Here is a 17,611-nt window from a genome sequence, read left to right as displayed (position 1 = left end):
TGATGCTTGCCGATCGGACGCGTGCGGCGATTCAGAAGCACGCGCTCGCGTGTTATCCGAACGAATCGTGCGGGCTAATCGTGAACGGCGCTTACCTGCCGTGCGCCAACGCTTCTCATCACCCATCCGAGCACTTTTCCATTTCAGCGGCCGACTATGCTTGCGCAGAAGATGTGGGGTCCGTGCAGGCCATCGTTCATTCGCATCCTGATGCGAGTGCTCTGCCAAGCCTTGATGACCTGTTTGCATGTGGGACGTCAGGCGCTCCGGTGTGGCTCATCCAAAGCGTTGAACGCGGCGAGGGCGGCGCCGCTCAGGCAGGCCGCCTTCACCAATTTACGGCGCAAGCAATCGCTCAAGCGACTGCCACCGCGCCGCTCCTCGGTGCGCGCTTCGTACACGGCACACATGATTGTTATGGCGTCGTGCGACGTTATTACCGCGCAGCACTCGGGCTGGATCTGCCGGACTTCGAACGCTCCGGGAAGTGGTGGATCGATCCCGCCCGCTCGCTGTACCTGGACAACTACGAAGCGGCGGGCTTCGCGAACATAGAGCTCAGTGCAAGCTTGCATACGGGCGACGTCTTACTTATGGCAATTGCGAGCCGATACGGCGTGCCCAACCACGCCGCGGTCTATCTTGGGAACGACGAGATACTGCATCACCTGTGGGGTCAGCTCTCGCGACGCGAGCCGCTGCCCCGTTACCGCAAACACGTGACGCATGTGCTGCGTCATCGGGAGACGCTCAATTGGAAGATGTAGTGCGCCCAATCAGGCTCTATGGGAGTCTGGGGGGCAAGTTCGGTCGCAACCACGCCTATGTCGTGCGTTCTCCTCGCGAAGCGATCGGTGCCCTTGGTGCCATGATTCCGGGCTTCTGGCGCGAGCTCTACAAGAGCGGGGAACAAGGCGTGCGCTATGCAGTATTCGTCGGACAGCGCAACGTGACAGAGACGCAGCTTGGCTGGCCCTCGGGCGGCGAGCCGATTCGCATCGCACCGGTGCTTGCAGGAAGTAAGGCGGGCGGAATCTTCCAGACGATTGCGGGCGTGGCGCTTGCCGCGGCAGGCGCTGCGTCGATGTGGCTGATTCCAGGCAACAAGTTCGGCATCGACATGATGCTCATGGGAGGATCGTTGGCGCTTGGCGGAATCGCGCAAATGCTCTCGCCACAAACGCCTACACCGCCTACGGCAAACCAGCATGGGATGCCAGGTATCCAAAATGTGGTCGCTCAGGGCGGGCCCGTACCGTTGCTCTATGGCCGTATGCGCGTGGGTTCGACCGTGATCAGCGCCAGCATGCTAGCCGTCGAAGCGCATGCGAGCGCCGAGCAAGAGGAGGCTGAGAAAAACTCTCTATCACAAGCGAGCGGCAGTTTGGCTGAACAATTCAAGACGCCCATTAAGAGCCGCCTGTGTTGCACCACGGTCGATCTGATCTCCGAGGGGGAAATTTCCGGTTTAGCAGAAGCAGATCAAGTTAAGCTTCGCTCGGTTTATTTGGACGGCGTGCCGGTCGAAAACAATGATGGAAGCCGTAATTTCCAGGTTGAGCAGTTTGAGACCCGTAAGCGAGGGATTCAGCAAGACGCCATTGACTGGGTGACGGCGGCCTCAAGTGAGGTGCAAGTCGGTCACGAGCTGCAGCGTCGTCTGGTTGACAAAGAGGAGAGCGGCGGGAAGATCAAGGTGACGCATTTCACGCCTTGTTCGATCGAGGTCTCCGAGCCGGACGTGAGTGAGGTGGATGTTACTGTCCAAGTGAGCAATCTGTGGTGGGATTCGAACAAGGGGCACACCAACGCGACGGTCGAGCTGCAGTTCGAACCATCCTATAGAACACTGTCGAAGGACGAGCTTCCGCCGAAGACCGAGTCCTGGGAAATCACCGGGTTGAAGGACAAGCCTCCGCCGAAGACCGAGTCCTGGAAAATCACCGGCGTCTGTCAGGTTTATTGCAAGACCTTTACCTTTCCCGTGCATTTGGCTGCGGGGGCGCGATTCGTCTTGAAAATCTCCCGGACAGACGTCATTGACCAGGGTGAGAATGCAGGTAAAAAGCATGGCACAGCGCACGTGCTTAGCTACACCAAGCGCCGCACCGGAAAGTTCAGATACCCCGGCAGCGCGCTGGTGGCGATGCAAATCAGCTCGGAGAAATTTGACCGGGTACCTGTTCGCTCGTACGACGTGAAGGGCTTACTGGTCGAGGTGCCGGATAACTACGATCCGCTCGAGCGTACGTACGAGGGCACGTGGACCGGGAAGTTTAAGCGAGCGTGGACCAACAATCCGGCATGGATTTTTAGGGATGTTCTGCTCAATCGGCGGTACGGCGCCGGGGCCTGGGTGAACGAGTCGTACGTAGACCGGTACGCGTTGTATGCCATCGCAAAATATTGCGATGAGCGCGTGCCCAATAGCGATGGCGACCCGGAACCGCGCTTCACGTGCAACTGCTATGTCACATCACGCACGCACGCCTTCGCTTTGCTGCAACAGCTTGCGAGCATATTTAGAGGGATTGCTTATTGGTGCGCGGGCAGTGTGCTGACGTCGGCGGACATGCCGTGCGACCCGACATACATCTACAACCCGAGCAATGTCGTGGGGCGCGGTGGCCAGCGCCAAGCAGTATTTGATTGAATGGCATGAGCCGGGTCACGAGATGAAGAAAGAGCGGCTTGCAAACACGAAGTGCGAGTGGGTCGTGCACGACTTAAAGCCCGGCAACTACAAAGTGCGCGTTCAGGCCGAGGTGTGGGACGGTCTCTTATCGGAGGTGGCTGAGGTGAGCCGGACGCTCAATGGATTGGTCTCAATCAAGGACCTGCGCCTGGGCCGTGATCGTAGAGCGTTGATGATCGACTGCGAGCTCGAAGGCGCAACGAACACACTGCAATGGCGTGCTGAGATTCGCCTAGGTGAGACGGACAAGTTCACTGACGCCAGGGGCAACCTATACGGCGAAATTGGCTCCGCACGGATGCGGGTAGCCGAGCGCCGTTCAGGATATTGCTGGGTCCGGGCGATCTATGCGATCCCCTCGCCATCTGGCGACTTCAATAGCCCTCATTCAAGCGCCTGGTTTCCGAGTGAAGCCGGGCCTGGCATGCGATACGAAAAGGATTGACACGGATGCAAGCGAACGAGACCAGGTGGGGACTTCTACCTTGGAACAAAGGTTTCGACTATAAGAATCGCCGAACGGGCGAACTGGTCCTCACGCAAACCGACGATAAATTCCGAGATTCGCTGCGCGAGGCTGTTTCCAAAAAGCGTGATCTCAGCCATATCGACCTGGGTAGAACAACAATATTTAGTGGCGCTCCGCTATCAGATTCGCAGTTGCGCGCAGCGCGCCTGGCCGACGCAAATCTGGTGGGGGCGAATCTGGAACGAGCTACGATTGAACAAGCCGATATGCGCAGTGCCGATCTAGAGGAGGCAGTGCTCGTTGGCGCGCAATTGAGCGGTGCCGTTCTGTGCGGCGCTAATTTGGTCAATGCCAAGATGGCTGGGGCTGTATTGCGTGGCGCGGATTTGATGGGCGCTAACTTGTACGGAGCTGACTTGAAAGGGGCTGATTTGCGCGATTGCAACCTGAGCGGCGCGATGCTTGAGGGCGCGAACCTCGACGGCGCAATTCGCAGCGACACGTCATGGAAGCGTGGCACTGAGATCAAAAACCGTCATACGGGCGCGGTGATTCTAACCACGCAGAGCGACAATCTTGCTGACGACCTCAGTCAAACCGCGAACAGGAATCTGAGTCACGCCGACCTGGGCAGTGAGCATCGAGGTAGCGCGCCGCTCGCAGATGTAAAGCTCGCGAACGCTTCGCTTTGCGATGTCGACTTCACTGGAGCAAAGCTCACATGTGCAGACCTGCGTGGCGCTGATTTGCGGGGCGCGGTTCTTGTAAATGTGTCGCTGAAAGGTGCGAATCTGAGCGGAGCATGTCTGCGCAGCGCGGATCTGTCCGATGCTGACTTGCGCGGAGCCGACCTAAGCGGCGCGGACCTGGATGGAGCGCGTCTTGAAAAGGCGAAGCTTCGCGGTGCGGACCTGGCGGGTACGAATCTGCGCGGTGCGCACATGGAAGGCGTTGTGCGATAGCGATCAACGTTCACAAATCTCTTAGCGGGAAATCCAATGAAAGACGAGTGGGGCGCCAGCGCGGCGAAGGCTGTGCCCGTGGCGGGCGGAAACTTTTGGTTGTGGCTGAGCAGTCACGACATCAACTGGTGGGTCGCGGTGGCGACGCTTGCCTATATTGGCGCGAGTTTTGTGTTCGCCTGGAGAAAAGACCGGCGCGATCAACGCGCGCGCGAACGCGAGTCGGCTCACGCCTGATTCGCATAAATATGAACAAAGCCCCGTTTGCCATCGGCAGGCGGGGCTTTGTTATTTCTGGAGACCATTGCATGGCTAACCTTGGAAAAGCAGCGCTTGCGGGCATAGTCGGCACCTTAGCTGCAACCACGCTGTATTGCATCGTGCCTCGCTTTGAAGGGGTGGTGCATCGCGGTTACCTCGATCCTGTGGGCGCTGCGACGAAATGCAGCGGCGACACGCACGACGTCGTTGTCGGCCAGTCGTACAGTCCCGACGAGTGCTGGGAGTCGTTGAACCGCCAACTTATGACCCATGCCGATGATGTGCTTCGATGCACCCCAGGCCTCAAGGACCATTCAAACCAGCTCGCCGCCGCGGTGAGCTTTGCTTACAGCATAGGCGGCACAGCCTATTGCAAGAGCACAACCGCAAAACGATTCAATGAGCATGACTGGAGGGGCGCTTGCCGGGCGATGAACGAATCGGACGACGGGCGTGCGCAGTGGGTGAGCTTGCGGATTTCGGCGATGGTGATCAGCCGTTTCGGTGAACGTGATCAGTCTGGAAGGTGGTGTTGCGCGGTCAATGGATTATAGCGACAGTGATCACGATCAGGCGTCAGCGGACTCGGATTTCGTTTTCTTTCTCATCGAATCGCCCTTGACCGGAACCTTGTGAGCCTGATGCACGAGCCGGTCGAGAATCGCATCGGCGAGCGTGGGGTCCTGCAGCCACGCATGCCAGTGCTCGAGTGGCAACTGGCTGGTGATCACAGCCGAACGTGTACCGACACGATCATCAAGAACTTCGAGCAGATCGTTGCGCGCGGCCTGGTCGAGATCCTGCAGGCCCCAATCGTCGAGGATCAGCACATCGATCTTCGCGAGTTGCGCGAGCCGACGTGTGAAGCTGCCGTCGCCGTGCGCGATCTTCAGTTCTTCGAACAGCCGCGCGACGCGCACATAGAACACCGAGAAGCCCTGACGGCACGCTTGCTGGCCGAACGCGCATGCGAGCCAAGTCTTGCCCGCGCCCGTGGGGCCGGTCAGGATCAGGTTCTGCGCATTGCGCACCCAGTCGCAGCCGGCGAGCGTGGCGACGATGCGCTGGTCCAGCCCGCGACTTTGCCGGTATTCAATGTCCTCGACGCAGGCCTGTGGGTTCTTGAGCTTCGCCGCGCGCAGCAAACGTTCGAGTCGCCGCGTATCACGCCAGGCGAGCTCCCGATCTACGAGCATGCCCACGCGCTCCTCGAACGACAGGCTGGTGCTGGCCGTGAGCGTCGACTGCTCCTCGAACGCGCGGGCCATGCCGTCCAGTTTGAGCGCCTTTAGTTGGGTAAGGGTGTGCTGTATCAACATCGTGAACTCCTTTGGGTCAGTGATAGTAGTCGGGACCGCGCACGTTCTCGTGCTCGGGCGAGCGCCATTCGGTGAGCGTGATCGGGAGCGAGGGCTGCAGGTCAAGCCCCGCTTCCAGGATCGACAGCACGGAGCGGCGCGTGGGCGAGCCGATCTTCAATGCGCGCTGGCAAGCGGCTTCGAGGCGGTGTTTGCCGTACTTGCGCGCGAGCGAGAGCAGACCGAGACAGGCGCGATAGCCCATCTCGGGATGGGGTTTGTTGGTCAGCAGATGCCGCACAACAGCCTCGGCGCCGGGGCCGACGGATGCGCCCCAGTTGAGCAAGCGGCCCGGAGTCCATTCCATGTGCGCGCGATGCGCGGCCGGCAGGTGTTCGGCGATGGTCGTGTGTTGGCCTTTGAGGCGCGAGCGTGCGTGCGCAGCGACGCGCTTGCCGCCATGCAGGATCTCGACGCCGTGGCGTGTGACGCGTGCCCAGACTTCCTGCCGTGCGAGGCTGTGCGGGACGCTGTAATAGTGGCCGCCGACATCGACGTGGTAATCGATGTTCACCCGGCACTTCTGGAAGGTGGCGATCTCGTAGCGGCGCACGGGCAACGGGCGCAGTATGGGCTGGTCCAGCCGTTCGAACCATTCACGACGGTTGCCTTCGAGCCGCTTGAACGGGCGCTGGTTCAGGTCGGCGATCAGTTCTGCAATGGCCTTGTTGAGTTCGGCCAGACTGTAGAAGCGATAGTGGCGCAGCCGGGCCAGCACCCAGCGCTCGACGATCTGCACGCCGACTTCGACCTTGGCCTTGTCCTGCGGTTTGCGCGGACGCGCCGGCAGCATCGCCGTGCCGTAGTGGTTCACGAAGTCCTGCGTGGTCGTGCCGAGTCCGGGCTCATAACGGTCGGGCCGCGCGATCAGCGCCTTCGGGTTGTCGGGCACGAGCAGCTCGGGCACGCCGCCGATGAACTCCAGCGCATCGCACAGGCTGCCGATCCAGTCCGCCATCGTCTCGGTGCGCGTCGCGCACGCGAACGTGTAGTTCGATGCGCCGAGCACGGCAACGAACACGTGCGCCTCGAACTCGACGCCGCCGGCGCGCGCGAGGATTGGCACGGTGGGGCCCGCGAAGTCGGCGAACAGCTTCTCGCCGGCGCGGTGCTGCTGGCGCATTGAGCGTTTGATCGACTTCGCCCAGTCCTTGTACTTCTGGCAGAACTGCGTGTAGCGGTAGGTCCGCTGGCCGGGGTTCGCTTCAGCATATTCTTCCCACAGCAGTTGCAGCGTCACGCCCTTGCGGCGCAGCTCGCGATGCAATGCCGTGTAGTCCGGCTCGATGCGTCGCGACGCCGTCGCCGTGACATCGGTTCCCTCAGGCCTCAGGCGCGCGTTCAGTTCATCGTCGGACAGCGCTTCGGCTGCGGCCCAGTCGAGTCCCGCTTGGCTGGCCTGGGCTGCGAACTTCGACACGGCCCCGACGCTGATGCCGATGGCCCGGCTGATCTGCCGATGCGTCAGGCCACACGCCCACTTCAGTCGCAGGACTTCCTTCAATTTGCGCATGTTCATCCGAGGTGTCGGCATCAGCGCTTCTCCCGCAAAAAAGGGAGCAGGCTAACGCCGCCGGTGAATACATGCGCAACGCCACCGCCAGACTTAAAACCGGATTACGTTCCGGTTACGTGATCACCCGTTTCGGTCCCGTGATCGCTCATTCCGGCATCGTGATCACGCGTTTCGGAAAGCTCTGATCAGCGATCACGATCAACCGGAACGGGTGATCACGATCATTCGGAATCCGTGATCACCATCCGCCGAAATGCGTGATCACGTTCGCCGGAATACGCAGGTGAGCTCGCGAGGGCGGGTGCTTCCCGGCCTCGTGAAGCGTCGCGCCGAAGAGCGTTCGCTTTGCGAGCGAAACTTGTGAAGTACGCACCGTACCTCATCGTATGCGTGGCTGGCATTGCAATCGGCGGTGCTGCGCTTCACATCTTCGATAGCAGCCAACTTGCCAAGGAGCAGGCTGCTCACGCGCGCGACAACGAGGCGAACGTACGAAAGCTTGCGACCCTCTCGGAGGGTGCGGCGAAGGCAGCACGCGCTGCAATCGCGGCTCACAACACGGCAGCCGCCCGTATCGCAGCGCTCGACGAACAGTTCCACCGTGAGAGGATTTCCCATGAAGCTGACAACGCCAAAAATCGCGCCGCTATTGCTGACGGCACTCGTCGGTTGCGCGTCGCAATCGCCAAAACAACCAGCGGTGGCATTGCCCCACTTACAGGCACCACCGCCGGCGGCATGGGCGATGGAGCCAGTCGCTACGCCGAGCTATCACCAGAGATTGGAAGAGATCTTTTTGCAATAGTTGACGATGCTGATGGCAACGCCCGAATGAAGGCAACTTACTTGCAGCACTACGTGCTCATGCTGCAACGGCGAGGTCTGATCACCGGAGTCGAGCCGTCTAGTAACGTGGCCAAAGAATTTGATTAGCGAGGCGGGATACTCGGTATTCCTCCATCAATAATGCGTCGATCCGCCGGGGCGCTGAACGACGGGTCAGGTTCTAGCGAATAACCAACCAATTCAGGTTGTATTGGCGAATGTGGTGTTCGGTCGTTCCGGAGGGACGCTTGCTCGACGACACCGTTCGCGCACAAAATTGAACGTCACGGAAAATGACAACACGGCTTTGGTTTTGAACGACCTACACGACGTTGTTGTCACGTCAGACGAGGCGCAGACATTCGAGATTTCATATGGATCAAACGGCATCAGGCAGCACACGGAATGCAGACAGAAAACTTCCGGCATTCGGCGGGGAGCGGCACGATGCATTTAGCAACGCCTACCACCTGGGTAACGGATACAGAGCGTACAGTCCCGCATTAATGCGCTTCCGATGCCCTGATAGCTTGAGCCCGTTTGGAGCGGGCGGCATTAATCCCTACGCATATTGCGCGGGCGACCCCATTAACAGGCTGGATCCCTCCGGGCATCTCAGTTGGCAGGCCTGGATGGGTATCGGTTTGGGGGTAGTGGGGCTCGGGCTCGCGGCATTCACCGCAGGCACTTCCATCGCCGCTGCAGGCGGTGTCATAGCCGCAATCGAAAGCGCTTCCGCCGTGGGACTGGCGGTTGGAGCGGTGGGCGTGATCGGTGACCTTGCGGCAATTGCGAGCGGCGCTGTTGAGGATAGCGAGCCGAAGGCGTCGGCCGAGTTGGGGTGGCTTTCGTTGGCGTCTGGCGGGGTAGGCGTCACATCTGCCGTTTTAGGCGCTGTCAGGGCAAGCATGGCATCGCGTACTGCGATTGCCATGACGCGCCCTGTCGCCATGGGCGGGGACATCCGCCTATTGACGGTGCCGACGAACACAATGTACATGTTCGCCGATGATTACAAATTCGGCCGGCGCCTCAACATCGTAGCCCATTCTTCCCGGATGGAAAATGGTAGGCTAGCGCTCGCGCTCAACTCGCGAAGGTTCGTGACAGAACCAAGCCATTTGCGCAACGTCATCATGCTTTCTCATGTCGACGTTCCGGCGTACAAAACCATTCGTTTGATCGCATGTTTTACCGCAGACGGCGATATCAACTCCTTTGCTCAAGGCTTTGCGAACGCTATGCGGAAGCCTGTTAAGGCCTATGAAGGTCAGGTTTGGATTCCCCAAAGATTCCAGCCATCGAATTTCTTGACCGCGTTTCGGCAAGGTCGGCCTGGCGTGCCTCCATCGGATGGGCATCGACTAGCATTTTTCAACGCCCGCTCGACACAGTTCGAAATTGTTAAGGAACAACCTGGTGTCAGTTATAGTCCTCACTGGTTCGAGCCGCGTAGCCCCTCGCCACCACTGAATGCACCTGAGATCTGACTCTCCTATTTCGCTGATGAAGAGGAAAGTAGCCTTTCAACGATCAAACAAGATTGCCCGGACGACAAAAATTCTTGATCTTCGTCAATAAACCTCGACTAGCGACAGTTGTGTTCCAAATTCGTCCATGCTGAGGTATTCGCTATTTTTCGTAACCGATCTCAGTACTGCGAGCCGCGAACCGAAGCGCATGCCTGGCACGTTCGGGGCAAGCTCATAGAGCACTCCATACCGACCTTTATGGAGAGGCGGCAGGGCGGACGGCCCCGCTTGTCGCATGAAGTCGGATATAGTCCGAATTAGAATCGCATAACGAGCACGTCACTTCGGTTTCCGCTGCGCCTGTATCATTCGTGTAGCATATTCGAAAGGGTCGGCGCGAATGCGCTGCGTACCGCCAAATGGATCGTCGCTGTCAGCAACAAGCCATAACATCGCGCCAAGAAACGCCGCGTAAAAAAGGAAAATCGGCATGTGCTTCCTCGATAGTTGACGATAACGGAAAATCGTGAGCGCAACGGTGGCGACGCTCGACAAGATCAACAGCAACCACAGTGGCCCTGTTACGCCATCGCGAGCGAGAGCGAAGCGATGAGTTCGGTTGACGTTAAGCTCTTTGAGCTCTGCGACAATTGCGTCATTCAAGGTATGATCCTGCGGTTCATCAGTTACGATCACAGCTCGCCAAAGCCTGTCGAGAGTTGCGTCGGCTAAGGGCACTTGGTCGATCGGCTTTTTTCCCGTGCTTGCCAATATTGGCCAATCGTTATCCCGTACTTGTTCGGTGTACGACTGGAGCAGTCCAAGGATCTGGCTGCGTCGCGGCTCCGGGAGTCTTTGCGTCTCGCGCATTAAATTGTGGATCGCTCCCGTCTCGTTTGCTACTGTGTCACGGATTGCATTGTATTTCTCCCAGACGACGACGACCACAAAGGCCAAAAGAAGTGCGCTCAAGGTAGCAATCGCACTGGCGATCGTATCGGCGACCGCACTCTCATCCTCGTCGGCAGCGCGTGCCGCGGAATAACGGCGCGCAGACAATAAAATGCCAAATGTCACTACGAGCATGCCGCCGATAAATGCTGCAAGACTGTTCCAGCCTCCGCCCACCGTCAATCGCTCGCCTATAAGCATTTGAAATTTCCCCAATAGCTGGCGCTATACATTGATACACCCCAGCTTAGCTGGCTACGAACAAGCAACCTCTTGCACATTACGCGCTTCCGCAAATGCAGCCTCACTAGCATAGGAGCTTTGAGTATGGTGGGCAATCAGAACTATGATGTTCAGTTTGTGTCTAATGTGCGATCTCAAATACCTTCTTTCATGCATCGCGAAACAGGCGCGGTTGCTGGTCGCCCGCAGAAATGATGCTGACGTCGAGACCCTTTCTCGCCAGGTGACCGCGAACCTGAAGATGGGTGTCGAACATTGCGGGTGGAAGTTCGGCGGGAAATGAAAAGGCCCGGCGCGCGGCCGGGCTGCGTCGCCAAGCAGATGACTTATGCAGGCTGAAGGTTCATTGAAGCCCAATCTGCCATCTGAACCACGAACACCCTATGAGATAGGCCAGCGCGGAGCTGAGTCGACGCTGCAGCACTTGCCTTATTGCGGACCGTCTTTGTGGTCGCGAGCGCCTCTGTTGTTGAATGGACGTACTCAGCAGGTGGAAGATGTGCCTTGCTGCCGTCCGAGCTGACAATTACAGTGCCGAACCCGGCTGCGCGCATGCGTGCATGGAGGTGTTCGTAATCGGCGGCAATGGTTCTGCCGAGCAGTTCAACCCCGGATGCTAAAGTTTTTCATTTAGACGATTCCTCTGGGCGCGCCTTGACATCGCTCCATTGAGCGGCCAATATCACGACCTGTACGTTGCAGAAAGGCCTCGCTGATCTCGGAAAAGATGATGAGGCCGCTTGCAGATTCAACTAAGGCCACTTCCTTGCCGGGACGTGGCCTTTTCGTTTCCGCGGTCAGACTTTAACCCACTGCGTGGGCCATTTCCACAATATCTTGTTCTTGCAAAAAGTTCGATCCAACCTATAGGTGTCCGTGTTCGAATTCTCGGAACCCTCGTCGCTGGATAAGAAATGCCCGGCGCGCGGCCAAGCAAGAATGAATCACGGTTCGGCGGCGGCGTCACCGGACATGAGCAGTCGCAGACCCGGGAAGGAGACATCGCATCGCTCGTGCTGCGCAGCGGCAGTGCGCCTTGGACAGGCGGCCAGCTTGGCGCCGAGTTCGGTCACCGGGAAGTCCTTGCCATATTCGGCGACCAATCTACTGATCGGTATCGCCCCTTTCGATCGCAACGAGAGCAGGCGATGTTGATGTGGCTTGCGCGGGCTGCTATCTGGCCGAGCGAAACACTTCCATTCCTCATGATCAATCCTGCGCCTGCACCTCGACGGGCGCCGGTTCGATCCAGTCGGGCTGCTCGTACTCGTCGTCGTGTTCGTTGACCACGCAGTCACAGTCGCCGCACATCCGCCGGTTCGGCACATCGCCGACCGCCGGCTGGTACTCATCGCTCCGGTCGGAATGACGCGGCTTTCGTTGTCGTCGACGACGACGGTCTATCTCGTCATCAGCTCCAACTTCTCGACCTCGACGAACTCTGCATACGGGTTCATCGCGGCGCGCCGTCGGCGCTATTTGGTTATCCCCGCCGAAAGCCGCTCGTCGAGGGTGGCTTTTCGTTTCTAATGTCCGGCGCATGACCGATCGCACAGCCGCGGCGTCGCCGCAGTCTGACATCTACCGCGGCGATTCCTGAAGTTTCGCCGCTCCGACGTGGGCAAGAAACGCGTTGATTTCCCACTCCTCGTAACCGAGCAATCGGCCTATCTCTCGCTCAACCTCCGGTATGTAGCCTCTACCACGCGTACTGAGGTTGAGCGCCATCAGCCGTTCTGCGTCGGCGTTATGCCCGCGCATGTAGAAGATGGTGCACATTCCCCTCGTGTCGCTAATGACGTCCATGTCAAGATTGGACGGGTTGTCAATAAACTCGTCCGGTATCAAATCCGAGAACATAGCCAGTTTTTTCTTGCCTTCACACATGAGTCGATACTCGATTTCGCTATGCGGGCCAACGCCCTCGGGGATCTGTGCATCGTCCATTAGAGAGTCATTTCCTTATTTCGGATTGATCGGTGTCGGCGGCACGAAGGGTTTCGGCGGACACTGCTTGCTATGGCAATCAGGGCACAACGGGTAGTAGCAACCACCGTGTGGCGCGTTGCATTCTTGGCATCGGTAGGTGGGGACTTTCGTTCCACCTACTTGAGGTTCTTGTTCACTGACTCTTTGGAACCGGCCTTCAGTTTTAACAGAAACATCGGATACGCTTGCCAACGCTACAACCGATACACACAAAACCGCGCTGGCAACGCTAGCCAGCAGCACCCCAACCTTTCGTTTCATACTCATCTCCGCAGTGATTGGCCGAGGATGAACCTCACCATGAGGAATGATCCCGGCCGGACTCGTGCAAAGTGAACGAGCAAACGGAGTGTATTCGGCTATGACATTCCTATGAAGGTAAACTTTTCAACGGCAAGAAAGGTGCCGTTAGGAATTTTTGATGCTAACGAATGGTGAATTTTAAGGCGCAGTTAAGGATGATCCGGCTGTCTCGGTCAGACCCATATTGTTCCATGACGATGCCGCATTGGCTGGGGGTAGGGATGTGGGTAGAACCCCCGGATCGCCCGCAAAGCATTGTCGCACGGTGCTCGCGTGCTGACCCTCTCTCCGCCAGGATTTCAAGCCCTTGATTGTTCAAGGGCTTTTTTCTTTTCCAGCCGTAATTTTCGCCTTGCTCTTAGGCGATTCTCATCACGACAACGTCCGCGTTCCAGACGTTTCCCCAAGCGATGCACTTCACGCAACGCAAGCGATCGCCATTTCTCACGCGCGATCCAACCGAATACTCATCCGCGGGGAAAAGCCGCACTCCTAAGCGTACGTCCTTGAAAAATTTAGTCAAATTCGCATCACTCGATGCTGGAAAGACTAACCTTCGACGGTACTCCGCGCTAAGGTTCACGCGCTGCAACTCCCTATCAACTCAAGGAATTGAAACATGAGCATCTTCGGTGACATCGTCAACAAAATTTTCCACAAGGCAAAGCCCGCCGAGCAAGCGCCCGCAGTCGAAGCGCAACCGGTCCCGGCTGATGTCGCACAAGCCGACGCGGCGCCGGCTCCTGCCGCACTGTCAGACATCGACGTGGCCGCCGTCATGGACAGCTTGGCGCGCGAAAGCGGCCAGACGCTCAACTGGCGCGTATCGATCGTCGATCTGATGAAGCTTCTGCAAGTAGACAGCAGCCTCGACCATCGCAAGCAGTTGGCCGCCGAGCTGAAGTACAGCGGCGACACCAACGACTCGGCGACGATGAACATCTGGTTGCACAAGCAACTGATGCAGGCATTGGCTGCCAATGGCGGCAAGCTGCCGTCGGATATGCTTGCTTAAACGCAAGCAGAAGACAGTCAGCAGAACAAGCCCGCTATCGGAGTCATTTCCGATAGCGGGCTTTCTTTTAGGACAGACACGGGGAAAAGGAGGCGCCGTAAGAACGATGGCTACGACGGCAAGGCCAGGCCTCTAATAATGCTCGATTGAATCGCGCACATGGCAGGGCGGGGCCAACCGTGTATCCATCTCTTACGACATCCAAAAGAATAGTCGATCCTGCTTCGGTGTCGATATCGGATTAATCGTGTTTCTGCAAACGTTTCATCGTCAAATTGCCGAAGAAACGTACGCTCCGTGCTTACCGTTGCCGCGGCGCAGTCGCGAAAGCCTCGATCGGATCGCGCGACGCGGCCGCTTTTTCCTCGCGTTTCCTGGCTGATGAGTCCGGTCGCGCGAACGCGGCGATGGGATCGGACTGGTTTGCGGTATCGACGTGCTTTGATGTATCCGCCACTTTTCGTTTTGGTGACACCGTCTTCGCCGCATGTTGCGGCGTGCTTTGTCGCGCGCCCGCCGTACTGCTAACCCATTCTTCGCTGTAGGTCGCGAAGGCCGACGATGCACAGGTCAACGCCAGGAATCCGAATGAAACAATAAGAGCGCTAAGTGTTCGCATGATTTCGTGATTGTTTTCCAATTGGCGGATGCACCATGACGCTGCCTGGTACGTGGACATGGGCGCGTAACGGTTGAAATCGTTGCAGTGAGAAGCCCCGCGCGTGCGGGGCTGTGAGTCGCTCGACTCGATACCGCGTGCTTTTGCTCGTGGTTAAGTCGCTTAGTGAGCGATCATTGCTTGCGCAGCCTGCTCTGCGTCGAAATGCAATGCGGCGTTTGCCGCCTGTTCCTGCGCCATGAATTCACGCGCCGTCTGAACGCCCTTTTCAAAGGACGCGCGAGCCGTGTGCTCTTCGAGCGCGGCGATCAACGGCATCTGTTCTTCTGCGACGGAGTGGAGCAGGCTCAGGATGTCGCGACGCATGGTTTCCGGATACGAGCAAAAGTGTTCGAAGCCGCCCGGCGCTGCGACGATATTGACGAGCGATGACAGCAGGCGCGCACGATTGGCGCAATGCTCGCCGATAGCCATGGAGTGGGAAGTGGTGACGCGGCCGTTGGAGTCGACGGAAACTTGCAGGTCCTTCATTATTGTGAGCCTCTTTATGGTCTGTAGGAGGTATGCATTTAAGCGACTCACGCTGCAAAAAACCTTCGGACAATTCTTAATCGTTGTGATGGAGACGATAATTAACGTTTAGGAGGTCCGATGGCGATCACGCCAAACCGTTCGCGAGTGTCGCGCCCAAGCCGCCAACAGTAATGGACGCTTTGTCCGGAAACGCGCGTGTCAGCGCGCCGCACGAATGCACGGCGCGCGGTTCTATGTCACGCACGACTACTGCTTCATCGTCCCAGTAGAATTCGCGCCCTTTGCGGGCGCCTGCGTCGCGTCGGGCGCCATGCCCTTCTCGCGCTGTTGCATGAGCGTGCCGCTTCCCGCTGTGCCCGACGGCACGCCGCCCTGGGCCGAGTCGTTCATGTTCTTGCCCGGCGAGACGCCCGGTTGTACCTGCTGCATTTGGGAAGGACGCTGATTCAACTGATCGCGCGACATCTCCTGCGCCAGCGTGGCGGTGCTGACTAAGGCAATGAAAGCGCCGGCAACCAATGCGGTGGATTTCATGTTTGTCTCCTAGAAGTCCGGCGCGAGAGGTGCGCCGTGTGCCGACTTCGTAAGCATCGCGCGTGCCGCGTCGAAACGGCGGCTTTCTTGTCTTAAATCATTCGCAAAGACTAGGATTTATGGACGGGCAAAAGCCGCTGTTGGTTCGTTACAATTCGTGGTCCAGAAGATCTGGAACGGATCGAAATCCGTTTCAATCAACAGAATGTTACGGAGTTTTCCATGTCGATTTCCCTGAACGAATTAATGGCATGGAGCGCACGCATGCCCGATCCATCGAGCGAAGAAGCGCGAATGCTTCAGACCATGATTGCGCGCCGCGATAGCGAATTGCGCTTGCGCATTGCCGATCTCATCTCGAAAATAAGTGAGCGTGAAAATTGGCGCTTGCATGTGTGCGCCGCGACTGCGCGACGTGTCGAGCAAACGCCTGCCGATGGTCTGGAAGCGGTTTATCAGTTTTTCGTCGGCCGAAATGAAGGCACCATCCGTGCCGATATACCGGCGCCCGAGCCGCTTCCCGAACCGCGGGTGAATACGCCGGTCGTCGTCGAAAACGTCAGTCGTCTGTCCGCGTCCACGCACGCTGCGCCGCCCTCGCGGGTACATGGCGTTGCGCCTATCGAACATCTGTATCTCCACATGTCCACGCTTGAGGCCAGCGTCGCCAAGACGCCCGGCATTACATGCGGCGTACAGGGCATTCGAATCATGCGCATGGTTGCTTTAATGTCCAAGGCACGGTCGGCGCAATTAGCCAAGTTGCGCATGAGTGGAACGCAGGCAATCTACCGCCATATGTGATTAGCGTTGCCGGAAGAGTCACGGCGTTTCACGGAATTGCATTCACGGAAACGTCGCGAGTCACTCCTACGAGATACATGAGAAGCCTCGGCCTTTTCAAGGCGTCGATTGAATCTAACGACGCCTAGGCTATACTAAGTTTTCCGCAGTTCAATCGTATTGAAGATTAAAGCGTCATTGAGCGATACATATTAGTGGCGTTTCAATCTTCAAGCTCGCAATTCATCGCGAAGCAATTTAAGTCGCGAACTTCGAATACGGATCGCGTGACATCTGGCGATCGGAACGAGGCGCAGCCGGGGAGTCAATGTGAAGAGTCTGCTCAGCAGAAGAGGCACCTTACTCGATAATGCGCCATCGTTTCTCTTACGGCCAAAAGCGCCTGATTCCTTTCGAATGCACGCCCCTCAGCCGCTTGACGATGACACTGGTGCCGAGCCGCCTACCGTCGCCACACCCGCTGCGCAAGCAACGCGCGTCACGCCTCTTCGGCCGATAGGCGCATCGGCGCAGCAAGTCAATTCACAAGCGTTGCAGGCTGCTCAAATAGCTGAAGTCGAATGGCTGATTCAGCAATCATCGTTATCGACGTTTCGCGCTTTTCAAAGTTTTGCGTTTTCGACCACTCTCCTGTTTTACCCGCGTGACCTGACGTACTATTCGGTACTTTTCCACGACGACGCTGTCTGGCGAGTCCTGAAAGCAGAAGATGCCGATGCCGCTGAAGCCGCGTTCCGTCACTTCGTCGAGCAAGCCATGCGACTCGCCGAAGCCGAAATGCGGCGCGCATACCTGGAAGCACAGAACGAACAGTACACACGGTTGATTGCAGAATCCGAAGCGCAAGTCGAGCGTGTGCGGGTCGATCTGCAGCGTGGCAATAGTCAGGATCAGCAAGTCGCAGCCAGGCAGCAGGAAATACGTCGCGAGCTTGCCCAACTAGAAGGCCGGCGAGTCTCGGCACAGGTGCAGCTCAGCAAGCTTCAACGTCAGCTTCATCAACTCGAAACGACCTGCAACGAAGTTGTCCCGTACCTTCCGTCGCGTCGTTGAGTTGTTCC

Annotated in this window: 19 protein-coding genes and 1 pseudogene; 12 read left to right on the top strand and 8 right to left on the bottom strand. The window is 58.0% G+C overall.

What is annotated here, in order from left to right; genetic code table 11:
* Positions 1 to 2: 2 nt before the first annotated feature.
* From P9292_RS10770 to P9292_RS10745, 6 genes are all read left to right on the top strand, one after another.
* Positions 3 to 767 carry a C40 family peptidase gene (locus P9292_RS10770; RefSeq protein WP_309851386.1) on the top strand — a complete coding sequence of 255 codons (765 nt, stop codon included), beginning with the start codon at positions 3 to 5 and terminating at the stop codon, positions 765 to 767.
* Entirely contained in the window at positions 755 to 2,653 is a 1,899-nt protein-coding gene (locus P9292_RS10765; protein WP_309958819.1) for a hypothetical protein, read from the top strand. Before P9292_RS10770 ends, P9292_RS10765 begins: the two co-directional genes overlap by 13 nt.
* A complete protein-coding gene (locus tag P9292_RS10760) occupies positions 2,610 to 3,140 on the top strand; it encodes a hypothetical protein (protein ID WP_309958818.1) in 531 nt (176 codons plus the stop codon). Before P9292_RS10765 ends, P9292_RS10760 begins: the two co-directional genes overlap by 44 nt.
* A gap of 5 nt (positions 3,141 to 3,145) precedes the next feature.
* Positions 3,146 to 4,126 (top strand): pentapeptide repeat-containing protein, encoded by a 981-nt coding sequence (locus P9292_RS10755; RefSeq protein ID WP_309958817.1) that lies wholly within the window; start codon positions 3,146 to 3,148, stop codon positions 4,124 to 4,126.
* A 36-nt stretch (positions 4,127 to 4,162) separates the two neighbouring features.
* Complete coding sequence (locus tag P9292_RS10750) at positions 4,163 to 4,363, top strand: hypothetical protein (protein ID WP_309849283.1); 201 nt, start codon at positions 4,163 to 4,165, stop codon at positions 4,361 to 4,363.
* A 71-nt stretch (positions 4,364 to 4,434) separates the two neighbouring features.
* Complete coding sequence (locus P9292_RS10745) at positions 4,435 to 4,941, top strand: glycoside hydrolase family protein (protein WP_309958816.1); 507 nt, start codon at positions 4,435 to 4,437, stop codon at positions 4,939 to 4,941.
* 15 nt (positions 4,942 to 4,956) lie between these two features.
* Here P9292_RS10745 and istB read toward each other — a convergent pair whose 3' ends face one another.
* On the bottom strand, positions 4,957 to 5,706 hold the full coding sequence (gene istB / locus P9292_RS10740; protein WP_309854625.1) for an IS21-like element IS408 family helper ATPase IstB: 750 nt from the start codon (positions 5,704 to 5,706) through the stop codon (positions 4,957 to 4,959).
* 16 nt (positions 5,707 to 5,722) lie between these two features.
* Positions 5,723 to 7,279, bottom strand: coding sequence for an IS21 family transposase (gene istA / locus P9292_RS10735; RefSeq protein WP_309936416.1), 1,557 nt, complete (start codon positions 7,277 to 7,279; stop codon positions 5,723 to 5,725).
* Positions 7,280 to 7,544: 265 nt separating this feature from the next.
* On the opposite strand from istA, the pseudogene P9292_RS10730 reads away from it, so the two are divergent.
* The 3 genes and pseudogenes from P9292_RS10730 to P9292_RS10720 all read left to right on the top strand — a co-directional run.
* Positions 7,545 to 7,625 (top strand): annotated as a pseudogene (locus tag P9292_RS10730) (lysozyme); the annotation flags it as partial.
* Positions 7,622 to 8,194: a lysis system i-spanin subunit Rz gene (locus P9292_RS10725; protein ID WP_309958815.1), complete on the top strand. Its 573-nt coding sequence runs from the start codon at positions 7,622 to 7,624 to the stop codon at positions 8,192 to 8,194. The pseudogene P9292_RS10730 and the gene P9292_RS10725, both read left to right, overlap by 4 nt.
* Positions 8,195 to 8,460: 266 nt before the next feature.
* Positions 8,461 to 9,576 carry an RHS repeat-associated core domain-containing protein gene (locus tag P9292_RS10720; RefSeq protein ID WP_309842471.1) on the top strand — a complete coding sequence of 372 codons (1,116 nt, stop codon included), beginning with the start codon at positions 8,461 to 8,463 and terminating at the stop codon, positions 9,574 to 9,576.
* A gap of 321 nt (positions 9,577 to 9,897) precedes the next feature.
* Here the strand turns inward: P9292_RS10720 and P9292_RS10715 are convergent, their stop codons facing one another.
* The 3 genes from P9292_RS10715 to P9292_RS10705 form a co-directional block, all read right to left on the bottom strand.
* Positions 9,898 to 10,710, bottom strand: coding sequence for a hypothetical protein (locus tag P9292_RS10715; protein ID WP_309842474.1), 813 nt, complete (start codon positions 10,708 to 10,710; stop codon positions 9,898 to 9,900).
* Between the two features lie 986 nt (positions 10,711 to 11,696).
* The gene (locus P9292_RS10710) at positions 11,697 to 11,855 is read right to left on the bottom strand and encodes a hypothetical protein (RefSeq protein WP_309842479.1); all 159 of its coding nucleotides are present in this window, start codon (positions 11,853 to 11,855) and stop codon (positions 11,697 to 11,699) included.
* 478 nt (positions 11,856 to 12,333) lie between these two features.
* Positions 12,334 to 12,699: a hypothetical protein gene (locus P9292_RS10705; RefSeq protein ID WP_309842481.1), complete on the bottom strand. Its 366-nt coding sequence runs from the start codon at positions 12,697 to 12,699 to the stop codon at positions 12,334 to 12,336.
* Positions 12,700 to 13,663: 964 nt separating this feature from the next.
* Between P9292_RS10705 and P9292_RS10700 the strand changes: the two genes are divergently transcribed.
* On the top strand, positions 13,664 to 14,059 hold the full coding sequence (locus P9292_RS10700; protein WP_244827639.1) for a DUF3597 domain-containing protein: 396 nt from the start codon (positions 13,664 to 13,666) through the stop codon (positions 14,057 to 14,059).
* Between the two features lie 301 nt (positions 14,060 to 14,360).
* On the opposite strand, the gene P9292_RS10695 is transcribed toward P9292_RS10700, so the two are convergent.
* From P9292_RS10695 to P9292_RS10685, 3 genes are all read right to left on the bottom strand, one after another.
* Positions 14,361 to 14,699 (bottom strand): hypothetical protein, encoded by a 339-nt coding sequence (locus P9292_RS10695; protein WP_309958814.1) that lies wholly within the window; start codon positions 14,697 to 14,699, stop codon positions 14,361 to 14,363.
* Between the two features lie 141 nt (positions 14,700 to 14,840).
* The gene (locus tag P9292_RS10690; RefSeq protein ID WP_250508867.1) at positions 14,841 to 15,209 is read right to left on the bottom strand and encodes a hypothetical protein; all 369 of its coding nucleotides are present in this window, start codon (positions 15,207 to 15,209) and stop codon (positions 14,841 to 14,843) included.
* Between the two features lie 249 nt (positions 15,210 to 15,458).
* Positions 15,459 to 15,746, bottom strand: coding sequence for a hypothetical protein (locus P9292_RS10685; RefSeq protein ID WP_309958813.1), 288 nt, complete (start codon positions 15,744 to 15,746; stop codon positions 15,459 to 15,461).
* 222 nt (positions 15,747 to 15,968) lie between these two features.
* Here P9292_RS10685 and P9292_RS10680 point away from each other — a divergent pair, with 222 nt between their 5' ends.
* Entirely contained in the window at positions 15,969 to 16,550 is a 582-nt protein-coding gene (locus tag P9292_RS10680; protein ID WP_309958812.1) for a hypothetical protein, read from the top strand.
* 396 nt (positions 16,551 to 16,946) lie between these two features.
* Positions 16,947 to 17,603 (top strand): DUF2968 domain-containing protein, encoded by a 657-nt coding sequence (locus tag P9292_RS10675; RefSeq protein ID WP_309958811.1) that lies wholly within the window; start codon positions 16,947 to 16,949, stop codon positions 17,601 to 17,603.
* Positions 17,604 to 17,611 lie beyond the last annotated feature (8 nt).

The organism is Caballeronia sp. LZ001 (genome assembly GCF_031450875.1).
Taxonomy (GTDB): Bacteria; Pseudomonadota; Gammaproteobacteria; order Burkholderiales; family Burkholderiaceae; genus Caballeronia.
This window is presented reverse-complemented; position numbering and strand designations above follow the sequence as displayed.

What these genes read in the sequence shown, in the direction of transcription:
- P9292_RS10680 (WP_309958812.1), top strand. Translation starts at nt 15,969, where the DNA reads ATGTCGATTTCCCTGAACGAATTAATGGCATGGAGCGCACGCATGCCC.
- P9292_RS10700 (WP_244827639.1), top strand. Translation starts at nt 13,664, where the DNA reads ATGAGCATCTTCGGTGACATCGTCAACAAAATTTTCCACAAGGCAAAG.
- P9292_RS10685 (WP_309958813.1), bottom strand. Translation starts at nt 15,746, where the DNA reads ATGAAATCCACCGCATTGGTTGCCGGCGCTTTCATTGCCTTAGTCAGC.
- istB (WP_309854625.1), bottom strand. Translation starts at nt 5,706, where the DNA reads ATGTTGATACAGCACACCCTTACCCAACTAAAGGCGCTCAAACTGGAC.
- P9292_RS10755 (WP_309958817.1), top strand. Translation starts at nt 3,146, where the DNA reads ATGCAAGCGAACGAGACCAGGTGGGGACTTCTACCTTGGAACAAAGGT.
- istA (WP_309936416.1), bottom strand. Translation starts at nt 7,279, where the DNA reads ATGCCGACACCTCGGATGAACATGCGCAAATTGAAGGAAGTCCTGCGA.
- P9292_RS10715 (WP_309842474.1), bottom strand. Translation starts at nt 10,710, where the DNA reads ATGCTTATAGGCGAGCGATTGACGGTGGGCGGAGGCTGGAACAGTCTT.
- P9292_RS10690 (WP_250508867.1), bottom strand. Translation starts at nt 15,209, where the DNA reads ATGAAGGACCTGCAAGTTTCCGTCGACTCCAACGGCCGCGTCACCACT.
- P9292_RS10705 (WP_309842481.1), bottom strand. Translation starts at nt 12,699, where the DNA reads ATGGACGATGCACAGATCCCCGAGGGCGTTGGCCCGCATAGCGAAATC.
- P9292_RS10770 (WP_309851386.1), top strand. Translation starts at nt 3, where the DNA reads ATGCTTGCCGATCGGACGCGTGCGGCGATTCAGAAGCACGCGCTCGCG.
- P9292_RS10760 (WP_309958818.1), top strand. Translation starts at nt 2,610, where the DNA reads ATGTCGTGGGGCGCGGTGGCCAGCGCCAAGCAGTATTTGATTGAATGG.
- P9292_RS10675 (WP_309958811.1), top strand. Translation starts at nt 16,947, where the DNA reads ATGCACGCCCCTCAGCCGCTTGACGATGACACTGGTGCCGAGCCGCCT.
- P9292_RS10720 (WP_309842471.1), top strand. Translation starts at nt 8,461, where the DNA reads ATGGATCAAACGGCATCAGGCAGCACACGGAATGCAGACAGAAAACTT.
- P9292_RS10745 (WP_309958816.1), top strand. Translation starts at nt 4,435, where the DNA reads ATGGCTAACCTTGGAAAAGCAGCGCTTGCGGGCATAGTCGGCACCTTA.
- P9292_RS10750 (WP_309849283.1), top strand. Translation starts at nt 4,163, where the DNA reads ATGAAAGACGAGTGGGGCGCCAGCGCGGCGAAGGCTGTGCCCGTGGCG.